Annotated in this window: 17 protein-coding genes; 8 read left to right on the top strand and 9 right to left on the bottom strand. The window is 53.1% G+C overall.

All coding sequences use genetic code 11. From position 1 onward, the window contains the following. Window positions 1-430: 430 nt before the first annotated feature. On the bottom strand, window positions 431-997 hold the full coding sequence (gmhB, locus tag ACLJPQ_RS11870) for a D-glycero-beta-D-manno-heptose 1,7-bisphosphate 7-phosphatase (RefSeq protein ID WP_001129900.1): 567 nt from the start codon (window positions 995-997) through the stop codon (window positions 431-433). A 189-nt stretch (window positions 998-1,186) separates the two neighbouring features. On the opposite strand from gmhB, the gene metN reads away from it, so the two are divergent. The 6 genes from metN to proS all read left to right on the top strand — a co-directional run bounded on the left by metN (window position 1,187) and on the right by proS (window position 6,774). Next, complete coding sequence (metN, locus tag ACLJPQ_RS11865) at window positions 1,187-2,218, top strand: methionine ABC transporter ATP-binding protein MetN (RefSeq protein WP_000594018.1); 1,032 nt, start codon at window positions 1,187-1,189, stop codon at window positions 2,216-2,218. Beyond that, window positions 2,211-2,864: a methionine ABC transporter permease MetI gene (locus ACLJPQ_RS11860; RefSeq protein ID WP_001287489.1), complete on the top strand. Its 654-nt coding sequence runs from the start codon at window positions 2,211-2,213 to the stop codon at window positions 2,862-2,864. Before metN ends, ACLJPQ_RS11860 begins: the two co-directional genes overlap by 8 nt. A gap of 38 nt (window positions 2,865-2,902) precedes the next feature. Next, window positions 2,903-3,718: a methionine ABC transporter substrate-binding lipoprotein MetQ gene (gene metQ / locus ACLJPQ_RS11855; protein WP_000874215.1), complete on the top strand. Its 816-nt coding sequence runs from the start codon at window positions 2,903-2,905 to the stop codon at window positions 3,716-3,718. Window positions 3,719-3,836: 118 nt separating this feature from the next. After that, a complete protein-coding gene (rcsF, locus tag ACLJPQ_RS11850) occupies window positions 3,837-4,241 on the top strand; it encodes an Rcs stress response system protein RcsF (RefSeq protein WP_001202315.1) in 405 nt (134 codons plus the stop codon). Continuing rightward, window positions 4,238-4,945 (top strand): tRNA (N6-threonylcarbamoyladenosine(37)-N6)-methyltransferase TrmO, encoded by a 708-nt coding sequence (gene tsaA, locus ACLJPQ_RS11845; protein WP_000093986.1) that lies wholly within the window; start codon window positions 4,238-4,240, stop codon window positions 4,943-4,945. The genes rcsF and tsaA overlap by 4 nt, the downstream gene beginning before the upstream one ends. Before the next feature lie 110 nt (window positions 4,946-5,055). Further along, on the top strand, window positions 5,056-6,774 hold the full coding sequence (proS, locus tag ACLJPQ_RS11840) for a proline--tRNA ligase (RefSeq protein WP_001260683.1): 1,719 nt from the start codon (window positions 5,056-5,058) through the stop codon (window positions 6,772-6,774). Between the two features lie 73 nt (window positions 6,775-6,847). Here the strand turns inward: proS and nlpE are convergent, their stop codons facing one another. The 3 genes from nlpE to ACLJPQ_RS11825 are packed head-to-tail and all read right to left on the bottom strand — an operon-like array spanning window position 6,848 to window position 8,545. Beyond that, a complete protein-coding gene (nlpE, locus tag ACLJPQ_RS11835) occupies window positions 6,848-7,549 on the bottom strand; it encodes an envelope stress response activation lipoprotein NlpE (RefSeq protein ID WP_000252576.1) in 702 nt (233 codons plus the stop codon). Between the two features lie 31 nt (window positions 7,550-7,580). Continuing rightward, window positions 7,581-8,003 (bottom strand): alternative ribosome rescue aminoacyl-tRNA hydrolase ArfB, encoded by a 423-nt coding sequence (gene arfB / locus ACLJPQ_RS11830; protein ID WP_000560527.1) that lies wholly within the window; start codon window positions 8,001-8,003, stop codon window positions 7,581-7,583. Further along, window positions 8,000-8,545, bottom strand: a complete 546-nt coding sequence (locus tag ACLJPQ_RS11825) for a YaeQ family protein (RefSeq protein ID WP_001185317.1) — start codon at window positions 8,543-8,545, stop codon at window positions 8,000-8,002. The genes arfB and ACLJPQ_RS11825 overlap by 4 nt, the downstream gene beginning before the upstream one ends. 197 nt (window positions 8,546-8,742) lie before the next feature. On the opposite strand from ACLJPQ_RS11825, the gene ACLJPQ_RS11820 reads away from it, so the two are divergent. Together ACLJPQ_RS11820 and rof are read left to right on the top strand one after the other, a co-directional pair. Beyond that, window positions 8,743-8,943 (top strand): YaeP family protein, encoded by a 201-nt coding sequence (locus tag ACLJPQ_RS11820; RefSeq protein WP_001518678.1) that lies wholly within the window; start codon window positions 8,743-8,745, stop codon window positions 8,941-8,943. Next, entirely contained in the window at window positions 8,930-9,190 is a 261-nt protein-coding gene (rof, locus tag ACLJPQ_RS11815) for a Rho-binding antiterminator (protein WP_000062330.1), read from the top strand. Before ACLJPQ_RS11820 ends, rof begins: the two co-directional genes overlap by 14 nt. A gap of 83 nt (window positions 9,191-9,273) precedes the next feature. Here the strand turns inward: rof and tilS are convergent, their stop codons facing one another. From tilS to accA, 5 genes are all read right to left on the bottom strand, one after another. Next, a complete protein-coding gene (tilS, locus tag ACLJPQ_RS11810) occupies window positions 9,274-10,566 on the bottom strand; it encodes a tRNA lysidine(34) synthetase TilS (protein ID WP_080184971.1) in 1,293 nt (430 codons plus the stop codon). 62 nt (window positions 10,567-10,628) lie between these two features. Next, window positions 10,629-11,018 (bottom strand): VOC family protein, encoded by a 390-nt coding sequence (locus ACLJPQ_RS11805; protein WP_000901088.1) that lies wholly within the window; start codon window positions 11,016-11,018, stop codon window positions 10,629-10,631. Window positions 11,019-11,073: 55 nt separating this feature from the next. Next, window positions 11,074-13,215 carry a lysine decarboxylase LdcC gene (gene ldcC, locus ACLJPQ_RS11800; RefSeq protein WP_001021042.1) on the bottom strand — a complete coding sequence of 714 codons (2,142 nt, stop codon included), beginning with the start codon at window positions 13,213-13,215 and terminating at the stop codon, window positions 11,074-11,076. A 75-nt stretch (window positions 13,216-13,290) separates the two neighbouring features. Further along, window positions 13,291-15,054 (bottom strand): chitinase, encoded by a 1,764-nt coding sequence (locus tag ACLJPQ_RS11795; protein ID WP_080184972.1) that lies wholly within the window; start codon window positions 15,052-15,054, stop codon window positions 13,291-13,293. Between the two features lie 179 nt (window positions 15,055-15,233). Beyond that, window positions 15,234-16,193 carry an acetyl-CoA carboxylase carboxyl transferase subunit alpha gene (accA, locus tag ACLJPQ_RS11790; protein ID WP_000055753.1) on the bottom strand — a complete coding sequence of 320 codons (960 nt, stop codon included), beginning with the start codon at window positions 16,191-16,193 and terminating at the stop codon, window positions 15,234-15,236. Between the last annotated feature and the right edge of the window lie 5 nt (window positions 16,194-16,198).

Below are 16,198 nucleotides of genomic sequence, written 5' to 3'. Positions count from 1 at the left end.
TTGCATGTGTTAGGCCTGCCGCCAGCGTTCAATCTGAGCCATGATCAAACTCTTCAATTTAAAAGTTTGATGCTCAAAGAATTAAACTTCGTAATGAATTACGTGTTCACTCTTGAGACTTGGTATTCATTTTTCGTCCGGGGACGTTAAGAATCCGTATCTTCGAGTGCCCACACAGATTGTCTGATAAATTGTTAAAGAGCAGGTGCAACGCGGCTTTCAGCTCACCGTTGCGAGGTGGCGTATATTACGCTTTCCTCTTTCAGAGTCAACCCTGAATTTCAGGATTTTTCTCTTCAACCGACCGGCTGTTTGTGTGAAGTGATTCACATCCGCCGTGTCGATGGAGGCGCATTATAGGGAGTCGGTTCAGGAAGACAAGCGGAAAAATGCATTTTTGTTTTAACCGCTCATCTTTTATCCATAACGCTTATTTTTGCTGCTTTTTTATCGCCGATGGCAGATCGGCAAGGCTGTTTAACACCCAGTCCGCCGCGTTTTCTGCTTCTGCCGTGACCGGTTTGCCCGTACGCACCAGCACTTTTGTCCCGACATTTGCCGCCGCTGCCGCCTGCATATCTTCCAGCTTGTCTCCCACCATATAAGAAGCCGCCATATCGATATGCAGGAAATCACGCGCCGAGATAAGCATTCCTGGATGCGGCTTGCGGCAATCACATACCTGACGGAACTCTTCTATACTGCCCTGCGGATGGTGAGGACAATAATAGATGCCGTCCAAATCAACATCGCGATCCGCCAACGACCAGTCCATCCATTCGGTTAACGTTTCAAACTGCGCCTCAGTGAATTTGCCGCGCGCGATTCCGGACTGGTTCGTCACCACCACCAGCGCATAGCCCATTTTTTTTAGCTCGCGCATCGCGTCAATAACACCGTCTATAAACTCGAATGCATCGATTTCATGTACGTAGCCGTGATCCACATTAATGGTGCCGTCACGGTCGAGAAAAATTGCGGGTATAGACTTTGCCACCTTTTATAGCTCCTGAGTAAAGCAAGTGGCGCTAGTATCGCATGTTTCAGCAGGCAAGAAAGTGCTCATCGTATAAAGCCTGATTGATTTAGACGTCTGGATGCCTTAACATCCATTCTGTTGACGGCGTTGACCGTATTAGACAGACGAAAATGCCACGGCTAACTTAATTACGATAATAAATAACCAATGATTAAACTTTCGAATATTACCAAAGTGTTCCAGCAGGGGACGCGCACCATTCAGGCGCTAAATAATGTCAGCCTGCACGTGCCTGCCGGGCAGATTTATGGCGTCATTGGCGCCTCCGGCGCCGGTAAAAGTACGCTTATCCGCTGCGTTAACTTACTTGAACGTCCTACTGAAGGAAGCGTAATGGTAGGCGGTCAGGAGCTGACAACGCTTTCAGAGTCTGAGTTGACCAAAGCTCGCCGTCAAATCGGCATGATTTTCCAACATTTTAACCTGCTCTCTTCCCGTACCGTGTTTGGCAACGTCGCGTTGCCGCTGGAACTGGATAACACACCAAAGGAAGAGATCAAACGCCGTGTCACAGAGCTGCTGGATTTAGTCGGTCTTGGCGACAAGCACGACAGCTATCCGGCAAATCTTTCCGGCGGTCAGAAACAGCGTGTCGCGATTGCCCGCGCGTTAGCCAGTAATCCAAAAGTGTTGCTGTGCGATGAAGCCACCAGCGCGCTTGATCCCGCGACGACCCGTTCGATTCTGGAATTGCTGAAAGATATCAACCGTCGTCTGGGGTTGACGATTCTGCTTATCACTCATGAAATGGATGTCGTAAAACGTATCTGCGACTGCGTTGCCGTTATCAGTAATGGCGAGCTTATTGAACAGGATACGGTCAGCGAAGTCTTCTCGCACCCTAAAACGCCGCTGGCGCAGAAGTTTATTCAGTCCACTCTGCACCTGGACATTCCGGAAGATTACCAGGCGCGTTTGAAAGCGTCGCCGGAAACTGACAGCGTGCCGATGCTGCGCATGGAGTTCACCGGGCAGTCTGTGGATGCCCCGCTGCTTTCTGAAACCGCGCGTCGTTTCAACGTGAACAATAATATTATTAGCGCGCAGATGGATTACGCGGGCGGTGTGAAGTTCGGCATTATGCTAACGGAAATGCACGGCACACAAGAAGAGACGCAAGCCGCAATTGCCTGGCTGCAGGATCACCATGTGAAAGTAGAGGTACTGGGTTATGTCTGAGGCAATGATGTGGTTACTGGTTCGTGGCGTCTGGGAAACGCTGGCGATGACCTTTGTCTCCGGTTTCTTCGGTTTCGTGATTGGCCTGCCGGTCGGCGTATTGCTGTATGTTACGCGCCCGGGGCAGATTATGGAGAACGCCAGGCTGTATCGCACCCTCTCTGCGGTGGTCAATATTTTCCGCTCGATTCCCTTTATCATCCTGCTGGTGTGGATGATTCCTTTTACCCGAATAATTGTCGGCACCTCCATTGGTTTGCAGGCCGCGATTGTACCGCTGACCGTCGGCGCCGCGCCTTTTATCGCCCGTATGGTGGAAAATGCGTTGTTAGAGATCCCTGCCGGGCTGATTGAAGCCTCGCGAGCGATGGGCGCCACGCCGCTGCAAATTGTACGTAAAATCCTTTTACCGGAAGCGCTGCCTGGTCTGGTGAATGCGGCAACCATTACACTAATCACCCTGGTCGGTTACTCCGCAATGGGCGGTGCCGTCGGCGCAGGCGGCCTCGGTCAAATCGGCTATCAGTACGGTTATATTGGATACAATGCTACCGTGATGAATACGGTGCTGGTATTACTTGTCGTTCTGGTTTATTTAATTCAGTTATCCGGCGATCGCATCGTCAGGGCTGTCACGCATAAGTAACGTTAAACACAACACAAATACTCATTAAGGAAATAAGCATGGCGTTCAAATTCAAAACCTTTGCGGCAGTGGGTGCTCTGATTGGTTCTCTGGCACTTGCGGGTTGCGGTCAGGATGAAAAAGATCCGAATCATATTAAAGTCGGCGTAATCGTTGGCGCAGAGCAGCAAGTTGCCGAAGTCGCGCAGAAAGTCGCGAAAGAAAAATACGGCCTGGACGTGGAATTGGTGACCTTTAATGATTATGTTCTGCCTAATGAAGCGCTGAGCAAAGGCGATATCGATGCCAATGCCTTCCAGCACAAACCGTATCTGGATCAGCAAATCAAAGATCGCGGCTACAAACTGGTTTCCGTTGGTAAGACTTTTGTCTATCCCATTGCAGGATATTCCAAAAAAATCAAATCTCTGGATGAGCTCAAGGACGGTTCCCAGGTCGCTGTGCCTAACGACCCGACCAACCTTGGTCGTTCCCTGTTGCTGCTGCAAAAAGTAGGGCTGATTAAACTGAAAGACGGCGTCGGTCTGCTTCCTACCTCGCTGGATATCGTGGAAAACCCGAAAAATCTGAAAATTGTTGAGCTGGAAGCGCCGCAGTTGCCGCGTTCGCTGGATGACGCGCAGATCGCGTTAGCGGTCATCAATACGACTTACGCCAGCCAGATTGGCCTGACGCCAGCGAAAGACGGTATCTTCGTTGAGGATAAAGATTCTCCGTACGTTAACCTGATCGTGACGCGTGAAGATAACAAAGACGCCGAGAATGTGAAAAAATTCGTTCAGGCTTACCAGTCTGATGAAGTGTACGAAGCCGCAAATAAAGTTTTTAATGGCGGCGCGGTGAAAGGCTGGTAAGTTTTAGGCTGATTCCACAATCTGTAATATTATTCAGGACGGGCTATTGCCCGTCTTGTCATTTATGCAAGCTCCTGATTCAATATCTGGCAATTAGAACATTCATTGAGGAAATATTATGCGTGCTTTACCGATCTGTTTATTGGCACTCATGCTGGGCGGTTGTTCCATGCTAAGCAGATCCCCTGTTGAACCCGTTCAAAGCACCGCAACCCCGCCAAAAGCGGAGCCGGAGAAACCTAAAGCGCCGCGTGCCGCTCCCGTCAGGATTTACACCAATGCTGAAGACTTAGTCGGCAAACCTTTCCGCGATCTTGGCGAGGTTAGCGGCGAATCCTGCCAGGCGACAAATCAAGACTCTCCGCCTAACATTCCAACTGCGCGCAAGCGTATGCAGATTAATGCATCTAAAATGAAAGCCAACGCCGTCCTGCTGCACAGCTGTGAAATTACCAGCGGCACGCCAGGCTGCTATCGTCAGGCGGTTTGTATCGGGTCCGCCCTGAATATTTCGGCGAAATGAGCAGCTTTCAGTTTGAACAAATCGGCGTTATTCGCTCCCCCTATAAAGAAAAATTCGCCGTTCCGCGCCAGCCTGGTCTGGTCAAAAGCGCCTGCGGCGAACTGCATCTGATAGCGCCTTACAACCAGGCCGATGCCGTTCGCGGCCTGGAAGCGTTCAGCCATTTGTGGGTACTTTTCGTTTTTCATCAGACGATGGACGGCGGCTGGCGGCCAACAGTTCGTCCGCCCCGTCTTGGCGGTAACGCCAGAATGGGCGTTTTTGCCACGCGCTCCACGTTCCGCCCCAATCCGATTGGCATGTCGCTCGTTGCGCTAAAAGGTATCGAGTGCCGGAAAGAGAGCGTAATTCTGAAATTAGGCAGTCTGGATCTGGTGGATGGCACGCCGGTGGTGGATATTAAACCGTATTTACCGTTTGCCGAGGCCTTACCGGACGCCGCCGCCAGCTATGCGCAACAGGCGCCGATAGCTGAAATGCCCGTGAGTTTTACCGCTGAGGTGGCTCAACAGCTTACGACGCTGGAAAGGCGTTATCCGCAGCTACGGACATTTATTTGCGATGTGCTGGCGCAAGATCCTCGCCCGGCTTATCGTAAGGGTGAAGAGACGGGCAAAACCTATGCCGTCTGGCTGCATGATTTTAACGTGCGCTGGCGTGTGGTTAACTCGGGATTTGAAGTGTTTGCGCTGGAACCACGGTAATTTCACGCCCTTCTCTTTTGACATCTCTTGCACGCTGGTAAACTAAATCACTTTTTTTGTATCAGGCTCACATTGAGCCTGTTCGATCGTTCAACTGGAACCGTAACAACATGCGTACTAGCCAATACCTGCTCTCCACTCTGAAGGAGACACCTGCCGACGCCGAGGTTATCAGCCACCAGCTGATGCTGCGCGCCGGGATGATCCGCAAGCTCGCCTCCGGGTTATATACCTGGCTGCCGACCGGCCTGCGCGTCCTGAAAAAAGTCGAAAACATCGTGCGTGAAGAGATGAACAACGCCGGTGCTATCGAGGTGTCGATGCCAGTCGTTCAGCCAGCCGACCTGTGGCAAGAGAGTGGTCGTTGGGAACAGTACGGTCCGGAACTGCTGCGTTTTGTCGACCGTGGCGAGCGTCCGTTCGTACTCGGCCCGACCCACGAAGAAGTTATCACCGATCTGGTGCGTAATGAACTCAGCTCTTATAAGCAGTTGCCGCTGAACTTCTTCCAAATCCAGACCAAATTCCGTGATGAAGTGCGTCCGCGCTTTGGCGTGATGCGTTCGCGCGAATTCCTGATGAAAGATGCTTACTCTTTCCATACCTCTCAGGAGTCGTTGCAGGAAACCTATGACGCCATGTACGCCGCGTATAGCCGTATCTTCAGCCGTATGGGGCTGGATTTCCGCGCGGTACAGGCCGATACCGGTTCTATCGGCGGCAACGCCTCGCATGAATTCCAGGTGCTGGCGCAAAGCGGCGAAGACGATATCGTTTTCTCTGATGTTTCTGATTACGCGGCTAACATTGAACTGGCAGAAGCTATCGCGCCGCAAACGCCGCGCGCAGCGGCGACGCAGGAAATGACTCTGGTCGATACGCCAAATGCCAAAACCATCGCGGAGCTGGTGGAACAATTCAACCTGCCAATTGAAAAAACGGTAAAAACGCTGCTGGTGAAAGCGGTGAAAGACAGCAAGTCTCCGCTGGTGGCTCTGCTGGTTCGCGGCGATCATGAACTGAATGAAGTTAAAGCGGAAAAGCTGCCGCACGTTGCCAGCCCGCTGACCTTCGCTACCGAAGAAGAGATTCGCGCCGTAATTAATGCCGGCCCTGGCTCCCTCGGCCCGGTCAATATGCCGATTCCGGTCATCATCGATCGCACCGTTGCCGCCATGAGCGATTTTGCCGCTGGCGCCAACATCGACGGTAAACACTACTTTGGTATTAACTGGGATCGCGATGTGGCGACGCCTGTTGTTGCCGACATCCGTAACGTAGTCGCCGGCGATCCGAGTCCGGATGGTCAGGGAACGTTGCTTATCAAACGCGGTATCGAAGTGGGTCACATCTTCCAGTTAGGTACCAAGTACTCAGAAGCGCTGAAAGCCTCCGTTCAGGGTGAAGATGGCCGTAACCAGATCCTGACAATGGGCTGCTACGGTATCGGCGTAACACGTGTCGTTGCCGCAGCTATCGAGCAGAACTTTGACGAGCGCGGCATTGTATGGCCTGACGCCATTGCGCCTTTCCAGGTCGCTATTCTGCCGATGAATATGCACAAATCCTTCCGTGTGCAGGAGCTGGCGGAAAAGCTGTACAGCGAATTGCGCGCGCAGGGCATTGAAGTGCTGATGGACGACCGTAAAGAGCGCCCGGGCGTGATGTTTGCCGATATGGAGCTGATTGGTATTCCACATACTATCGTGATTGGCGATCGCAACCTGGATAACGACGATATTGAGTATAAATACCGTCGCAGCGGTGAAAAATCGCTGATTAAAACCGGCGATATCGTTGATTATCTGGTCAAGGCGATTAAAGGCTAAACGACATTTTGTTGGCATTGCCCGGCGCCACCCGGCAGATATGTAAAGGCCTCGCACCCTGCGAGGCCTTTTATTAGTGAGTGCAATCTTTACCCGGCGCAAACTTCGCATTTTTATCGGCTATTAGCATTTTTACTGGCTCGCCCGTGTCCGGGTTCGCGGCAAACACAAAATGCCCTTCTACCGTCAGCAGCACCGGTTTTTCCGCTTCACCTTTCGCCGTCAGATAGCCGCGCTCAAGCTGGGCGTTACTGGCGACCGGCAGCCGTTTTCCGGTCGCACAATCGGTAAAGGTCGCCGCATCGGCCCTGTATACATACATACCACGCAACGGCATTGGCGTTACCGGCAGGCTGGCGGTAACAGGCACAAGCGTATAATTAAGCTGCGAAGCCACCGGATTGCCTTCTCTGTCGAGCATCTCCAGCGCATTGCCTTTCGCGCGATAATACGATTTCTCGCCATTGCTGTCGGTTAACACCAGTTTATCCGCCGTCCGCGCCCAGGTACCGTATGACGCAAAAGAGGAAGGTTCTTCGCGCACGCCCTGATAGCGCTCGTTCATCACCCATGTGCCGTCTTTTTCCAGAAACAGTGACGTTTCAATACCTTCACAATCCGCACAGGGCAGCACGCCGCGCCAGCTTTGCTGCATGGGTTTTAATTCCGCCGCCTGCGCAGGTTGCAGGGCGTCAACTTCCGCACGGTTATTACACCCTATCAATGCAAATAGCGTACAGGCTGCCGCTACTGACAATATTGCAGTTCTCACCATAAAATCCTTATGAAATTGCTATTCCTGCCCGTCAATCCAGTGGACGACGAACTTTGCCGCGAAGCGCCTTTACAGAAGATTTTTGCGCCTTTGAGGACAAACGGCGCTCTTTCGAGGCACGCGTCGGACGGGTTGCGCGACGGCTTTTCTGCTCCGCGGTTAATTCTTTTATGACGGCAACCAGCCTGGCGATAGCCGCTTCCCGGTTGAGCTCCTGGCTCCGGAACTCCTGCGCCTTAATGATAATGACGCCATCATCGCTTATCAGATGGTGGCTGGCCGTCAGCAAACGCTGTTTATAATACTCTGGCAGGCCAGAGGCCCGAATGTCAAAGCGCAAATGAATCGCGCTAGAGGTCTTATTTACATGCTGACCACCCGCGCCCTGCGCGCGAATGGCCGTAATTTCCAGCTCATTGTCGGCTATGGAGACCGTCCGGGAGATGGCAATCATGAGGGCTGTTGCCAGGCGGTTAGCTGTATTTCCAGATTATTCCGAGCATCAGAAAGCCAGATTGCGCCGTCCTGAACCGTCGCCTGTAGCGCCATGGTACGATCGGCAAATTCACTGAGCTGCGCCAGTTGCCCGTCATCCAGATACCAGACGGACAGGTTAGCGAACTGCGCGCACTTGCTTTGATGCTGCTGCCACCAGATTTGCGCCGCCCGGGAGTTATAAGCAAAGAGCGCGACGTCGCTCGCCTGAGTACAGGCTTTCTTAATACGGCGCTCATCCGGCAGCCCCAGCTCTATCCAGAGATCGATGCCCAGATGATCGTTACGCAGCCAGGCCTCCGGCTCATCTTCCGCGCTGAGCCCGCGTGTAAACTGCAACCGTTCATCAGCATATTTTATCCATGCCAACAGGCGCAGCATCATGCGCTCCTGCGTTTCAGAAGGGTGACGCGCCAGCGTCAATGCCGCATCCAGAAATCGGTTGCGATCAAGGTCAGCCACATTGACGACGGCTTTATAAATTGTCGCTTTAAGCGCCATGAGAAAACTCCTTTCGAATCAGGCGCCCATTGTAGCGAAAACCGCGCTAAAAGGCTGTTAACGAATCTTTTACCCACTCGCGTCAGGCGCTGATATTGCGCAAATGAGTATGGTATAGTCACCTTGCTAAACAAGATTTAACTTCGTAGGCTTAGACTTGCATCCACGGTTAAGTCAGAATGCTGACAGGAGGGCATGTGGAAAAATATTGTGAGTTAGTACGCAAGCGGTATGCGGAAATCGCCAGCGGAGACTTAGGGTATGTCCCGGATGCGCTGGGTTGTGTATTGAAAGTGCTTAATGAAGTGGCGGCAGATAGCGCCCTTTCAGAGTCGGTCAGGGAAAAGGCAGCTTATGCTGCCGCGAACTTACTGGTGAGCGATTATGTCAATGAATGAAACGTATCAACCCATTAATTGCGATGACTACGATAGTCTTGAGCTTGCCTGCATGCATCATTTAATACTGACGCTAACGTTAAAAGATGGCGAGGTTTTGCAGGCAAAAGCGAACGATTTGATCTTACGTAAAAATGTAGAATATCTGCTTGCCGAGGTTTCCGGCGAGTCTTGTGAGCTTCGTCTCGATAAAATCGCCAGTTTCAGCCACCCGGAAATTGGTACCGTGGTAGTTAGCGAATCCTGAGTATTTTGTTGCCGGATGGTGGTGCAAGCACCTTATCCGGCCTACGTTCCATGCGATACGTAGGCCTGATAAGCGCAGCGCCATCAGGCATGCCAAACCAGACTCACCCCTTCTTTATCTTCTGCTGCTCCCTCACGCGTCACAAAAACACCCGCAGCCGCAATCAGCGTTTCGCCGTAAAACAACAGCGGCGTGGTGTCTCGTCGCCAGGGCGGGATCCCCTGCTCCTGCCAGATTTTCTTTAATTTACGTCCACCGTTACGCCCGACAATATGTAACACGCCTGGCGCTTTAAACCGAATGCTGACGGATTCTTCCTCTCGCGGTCGGCGCAGTTCGCCGCCAGGAACGAGCTGTACCGTCCCTAAGCCGGCAGGCAGCGCCAGCGGTGTTTGCCAGACGGGCCAGGCGACCGTCGTTTCGTGTTGTCCGGCCACGGATTTAATCCACCACAGTTGCGACTGATAACGGCGAATCTCGCGATCGCCAAAACGTAAACAGGGAGAGGCATCGTCGCGCGCCAGCGCCACCTCCTGCCAGATACGTTCCAGCGCGTCGCGAGAGGGCATCGGCGCATTACGCATCGCCAGCCAGCGACGCAAAATCGCCGCCCGCCGTACATCGCTCATCAACATCAATGGAGAGAGCCGCAATGTTCCCTCCGCCGTGATACAGTCCGTAAGATCGCTGGCCAGAAGCTCGTCCAGCAGCCTTTCTTGCTCGGCGCAGAGCGTCGCGCTACGGGCTACCGCCGCAGGAAAATGCGGCCAGCGCTGCTGCAAGAGCGGAAGCGCGCGCAGGCGTAAAAAATTGCGATCGTAGGCGTCATCCTGATTGCTTTCATCTTCAATCCAGCATAAGCCATGCCGCACAGCCCACTGTTCCAGCGTCTTCCGCGTTTCTCTCAACAGCGGGCGAAGAAGTAGAGTTCCGGCAAAAGGCGAGCATTCTCCCATCGCGGAAAGTCCGGCCGGACCGCTGCCGCGCTTTAACGCCAGCAGGAACGTTTCACACTGATCGTCAAGGTGCTGCGCGGTTGCCAGCACTTCGCCAGGCAATAGCGTCTGTGCGAACGCCCGGTAGCGCGCTTCACGCGCATGGGCCTCGATACCCAGGCCATTATCCGCCAGCGTCACCCGCTCCACTACCAGCGGAACCTGCCAGCGTTCGCATACGGTTTCGCAATGCCGCACCCAGCTATCAGCATGAGGGCTTAAACCGTGATGAATATGGATAGCACGCAGCGTGACGTCAGGATGGCGTTCTCGCCACAACACCAGTTGATGCAGAAGCACCGTAGAATCCAGGCCACCGCTAAAGGCAGCCAGAATACGGCGAGAAGAGAGTAACGAGGTATTCAACGTGAGAGTGGTCATGATCCATGCTTATAGTGACTTAGCCCGGCAACGTTACCTGGCGAGCGTCTTAATGACAAGCCTTACTGCTCATACAGCTCAAGCGGTAAACCGTCCGGATCGTTGAAAAAAGTAAAGCGCTTCCCGGTATACGGATCGATGCGTATCGGTTCGCACTTAACCTGATGCTTTTCCAGATGCGCAACGGCGTTTTCCACATTTTCCACGCTGAAAGCCAGATGGCGCAGGCCGCAGGCTTCAGGTCGGCTTGGACGCGCCGGAGGGAAGGGAAAAGAGAAAAGCTCAATCACATACTGCCCGTTTAGTGCCAAATCGCCCTTCCACGAGTCACGCTCTTCCCGCCAGACTTCGCTTAGCAGATCGAACCCCAGAATATCGCAGTAAAACGCCTTGCTCACCGCATAGTCTGTCGCAATGATCGCGATGTGATGAACCTGTTTTAATCCCAGCATAGCGTCTCCTTTATTGATTATCAGTACGTTACTCGTCACATTCCCGTCAGGCAAGCTAACAGGCGTGTTTTAAGACTCGTACCTGATACACCCCGTCTTCATTCCGTTTCGCACCGTGAATATCCGTTTCAAAACCGGGATAATGCTGGCCAATCGAGCAGAGCATCAGCAGAAAATCGAGCACGGCCCGGCTCTGTTGCGTGATCCTCTCGCCGGGCATCAACAGCGGAACGCCTGGCGGATAAGGCAGGATCATATTCGCGGAAACGCGCCCTGGCAGTTGATCGAGCGCCACGGTTTCCACCTCGCCTTTGATCTGACGCTGCCAGGCCTGGTGCGGGGTCATGATCATCTCCGGTAAAACCTCGAACGCCCGCAGCATCAGCCCCGGAAGATCGTGCTGGCGGATCAGTTTATGGATCCCCTGCGCCAGATCCTGAATGCGCATATTGCGATAAAAATCCGGATCTTCCGCATACAGATCCGGCAACATATTTTTGACGCGCAGGTTAAGATCGTAGGCGCGTTTAAATTCCGTCAGTCCGCGCAGCAGCCCCATCGCACGGGTCTTATCAATCCCTATGCTGAACAAAAACAGCAGATTATACGGCCCGGTTTTTTCCACCACCACGCCTCGCTCATCGAGGAACTTCGCCACCAGCGCGGCGGGTATCCCCTCTTCGCTCATGTTGCCCTGTTCATCCATCCCCGGCGTCAGGATTGTCACCTTAACCGGATCGAGAAACATATGATCGTCATCAGCATCGGCGAAGCCATGCCAGGTTTCTCCCGGCGTGACCGGCCAGCATTCGGCCTCATCAACCTCTTCCGGCTGCCAGATATCAAAGAACCAGCTATCGGACTCTTCACGTAGCCGCTGTACCTCTTTACGAAAATGGAGCGCTCGCTCCACCGAACGATTAATCAATCTTTTCCCTGGATTGCCGCGCAGCATCGCCGCTGCGGTCTCGATAGAGGCGACAATGGGATAGCTCGGCGATGTGGAAGTGTGCATCATAAACGCTTCGTTAAACGTCTCTTCGTCATATTCCCCTTTGATATGAATAAGCGACGCCTGCGAAAAAGCCGCCAGCATTTTATGGGTGGATTGCGTTTCGAAAATCACTTTTCCGGGCACCCGATCGCCGCTCATCCCGCTTTTCCCCTGGTAGATCGGATGGAAATGGGTATAGGGTACCCAGGCGGAGTCAAAATGGATCGAGGGAACGTCCAGCATCTGCTTGATCCAGTTAGTGTTATACAGCAGACCATCGTAAGTCGAATTGGTGATAACCGCATGAACTGGCCATTGCGCCTGCGCGGTTTCCGCCACCTTACGCGCAATGCTGTCGCGGGTAAATTCACGCTTAGGAATACCGCCAAGAATACCGAGCGCATTGCGCGTCGGCTTCAACCAGAGAGGCACCACATCGCTCATCATCAGCAAATGCGCCAGCGATTTATGGCAATTACGATCAATAAGTAGCGTACTTCCCGCAGGCGCGGCATACATACCGACAATTTTATTCGAGGTCGACGTACCGTTCGTCACCATATAACTCTGCTCGGCGCCAAAAGTACGGGCGATATACTCTTCCGCTTCCAGATGCGGCCCGGTGTGATCCAGCAGCGATCCCAGTTCAGTCACCGAAATCGACACATCGGCCTTTAAGGTATTGCCGCCAAAAAAGTCATAAAACAGACAGCCTGGCGGGCTTTTCTGATACGCCGTTCCCGCCATATGACCCGGCGTACAAAAGGTATATTTTCCTTCTTTGGCGTAGGTAAAAAGCGCTTTGGTAAACGGCGGCGTAATATTATCGAGATATTCGTTTGTATATTGATGAATGCGCGTCGCGATATCTTCAGCCAGCCCCAATGCATACTCAAAAAACCACAGCGCCATGCGCATATCGTGAACGCTAACGTCCAGCGTGGAGTTGGTATTGATAAAGGCGTAGAGGGGAAGGTATTCATTTAGCTGGTTGATTTCGCTACAAAGGTCGAGACTGTATTCATCCCAGTCAAAAATAACGCCGCAGATGCGCGGGTTATGTTCAATAAACTTCAACAAGTCAACGCTATTTTGCGGCCAGATAATTTGAAATCCCAGGGATTGTAATGCACGCTCAAGCTCCTTGATGGGTTCATCTTTATAATAAACCCCGTGCGGCCCCATAATGGCGATGATGTTCATGCTTTCTCCTGAAAAAACCTGAGATAAGCATAGTAACAATCCTGCCGATGCAAAGCACCGACAGGATTTATCTTATTACAATGCGTTCCATGCATCGGCCCAGGCAATCCCTACGCCGGGCTCATAGTAGGCAGGCGCAACATTACACCATGAGCCTTCCGGGAACGGTTTGCACTGGTACAATGCGCCATTACTGTTGACGATGTCGCCCGGATTCCATTTCTGGCTGCTGCTCCAGGCAGGGTAGCTGGTGGTCTTATCTTCGTCATCCGCAGCGGCGGCCTTCGCTTTCACATTCAGCGTATAAACCGCTGTACTGGAGAGCGTACCGTCGCTAACGGTCAGATTCACCACATACTGGGTGTTCTGAGTGACATCCGGCGCGTTGAAAATCACAACGGCTTTATCCTGGCCGCTCAGCGTTTTGCCATCCTGCGACATCCAGGTATAGGTGAGCTTGTCGCCATTCGCGTCGGTCGATCCTTCCGCGCTGAGTGAAACCTGGCTACCGGCTTCCACCGCCCCGACCGGCCCGGCAATGCGCGCGACTGGCGCCACGTTTTCATCCGTCACTGGCGCCGGAGTTGGCGTGACATCCGGTTCAGTGGTTCCGTTATCATCGACGACATTAACGTTGAAATAATGTTGTACACATTTCGTGTAGTCGCCCTCTTTAAAGGCGGTATACGGCGTCTGATATCCAACTAACTGGCAGGAATAGGTTTTACCGTCCGCAGTATCGGCGCTCCAGCCCCAGTCTTGTTCCCAATAGATCGGTAACGCGCCAGCGCCGCCTTCATCGAACTGCTTCATCTTTTTACAGCCCAACACTTCGTCAGCCGGCACCGGCACTTTCAGGTAGTTGGCAAACTCTTTGTAGTAGGCGATACGGTTAAGCGACTGCGCATTCTCATCTGCGCCGCCGCACTCCACGCCGCCATTGATGATCTGAATAGTGACGCCGAAACCTGATACCAGGCCGTTTGCTTTATCGCGATCGTTTGGCTGCCAGGTACCGTCAATCACATGTAGCATAGACGGCTTCGGCGGCTGCGGGTACACAAAGAAGAAGACGGCGCTCGCCAGGTTCATCCAGGTATCCGCCACCAGCTCGGGTTTATCCAGCAGAGGGCGAACGTCGCCATACATCGCGTCAGAGAAAGGCCCATAGTTGTAGTTATAAGAAAGCTGTTTTGCCCCGCGACCAAAATAGCTGAGGAAATCGCCGTCCTTATCTTTACCGCACGGCCAGGTCTGGCCCTGCCATACATCCGGGTTACATTCGCCGTTGTAGCCGCCTTTCTGCCCTTCTGTCCAGCCGACTTCGCGCAGATAGACCAGCGCCTGACGCCATTCCGGAATGTCACGCCAGCTTTCGTGACCGCCCGTCTCCTGGGCAAAATGCGCAAACATAGTAGCCAGGGTTTTACGGCAGATAGCGTCGCTATCGCGTCCATCGGTGTAGGTACCACAAACCGCCGGGAATTTACCTATCGCTTTCAGGAAGTTAGAGTAAGTGTATTCCGGCGCGCGCATCGGGAACAGATAATCCCAGTCGGCCTCTTTCAGAATACTTTCAACGCGTTTTACGTTTGCCGGGTTAGCGGCGCGCCCCGGTTCGATTTGTTCGACCGCGCTGTTATTCAACGTCTGGATAGAGGATTTCACTGCCTCCATTAACGGAAAATCCGTCAGCGCTTTCTCTTTCGCCGCCAGATCGCTGGCGTTGATGGTCATTGGCTCACTACTGCTAAGCAGCGGCGCGGCCTGCGCACCGGATAAGCTCAACATGATTCCTGCCGCCACGGCGCTGAGCGCCAGTGTTTTTTGCAATCCCATAATTTTCTCCTTGAAGGGTAGTTCACTGCCTGCCCTGGCCACACGCCTGGCAGTTGCTACAGTGTCAGGGAGAACATGCCGTTGCGTTTAATCACATCAACTCATCGGCGTCTCATTTTTCCTCGTCCAAAAAAAAGAGGCCGGATTATCCGGCCTCCTGGGAAAAATGAGGTAAATGATTAGGCGTAACCGTAGCTCATCAAACGCTGGTAACGACGGTTTTTTAAATCATCGGTGCTTAACACATCGAGATCGGCTAAATCTTCCAGCAGCTGCGCTTTTAGCGACGCCGCCATCGCTTCCGGATTACGGTGCGCGCCGCCCAGCGGCTCCGGAATGATGGAATCGATGAGCTTCAGCTCTTTCAGACGCGGCGCGATGATGCCCATCGCTTCAGCAGCCAATGGCGCTTTGTCGGCGCTCTTCCACAAAATAGAGGCGCAACCTTCCGGGGAGATAACGGAATAGGTGCTGTATTGCAGCATATTCACTTTATCACCCACGCCAATCGCCAATGCGCCGCCGGAGCCGCCTTCGCCAATCACGGTGCAGATGACCGGTACGTTCAGACGAGACATCTCACGCAGGTTGCGGGCGATAGCTTCAGACTGACCACGCTCTTCCGCGCCCACGCCAGGGTATGCGCCCGGAGTGTCGATGAAGGTGATAATCGGCATGTTGAAGCGTTCAGCCATTTCCATCAGGCGCAGCGCTTTGCGGTAGCCTTCCGGCGCTGGCATGCCAAAGTTACGACGAATTTTTTCTTTGGTTTCACGACCTTTCTGATGACCAATGATCATCACCGGCCGCCCTTCCAGACGCGCGATACCGCCGACGATGGCTTTGTCATCAGCATAGGCGCGATCGCCCGCCAGCTCATCAAACTCATCAAACGCCAGACGAACATAATCCAGGGTGTACGGACGCTGCGGATGGCGCGCCAGTTGGGCTACCTGCCATGCGCCGAGATCGGCGAAGATTTTGCGCGTCAGTTCTACGCTTTTTTCGCGCAGGCGATGGACTTCTTCATCGATATTAATATCCAGTTTCTCATCCTGGCGGCTTACCGCAGTCAGAGAATCGATTTTCGCTTCCAGCTCTGCTATCGGCTGTTCAAAATCAAGGAAATTCAGACTCATAGTAT

Source organism: Salmonella sp. SAL04213 (genome assembly GCF_046550535.1).
GTDB lineage: Bacteria > Pseudomonadota > Gammaproteobacteria > Enterobacterales > Enterobacteriaceae > Salmonella > Salmonella enterica.
This window is presented reverse-complemented; position numbering and strand designations above follow the sequence as displayed.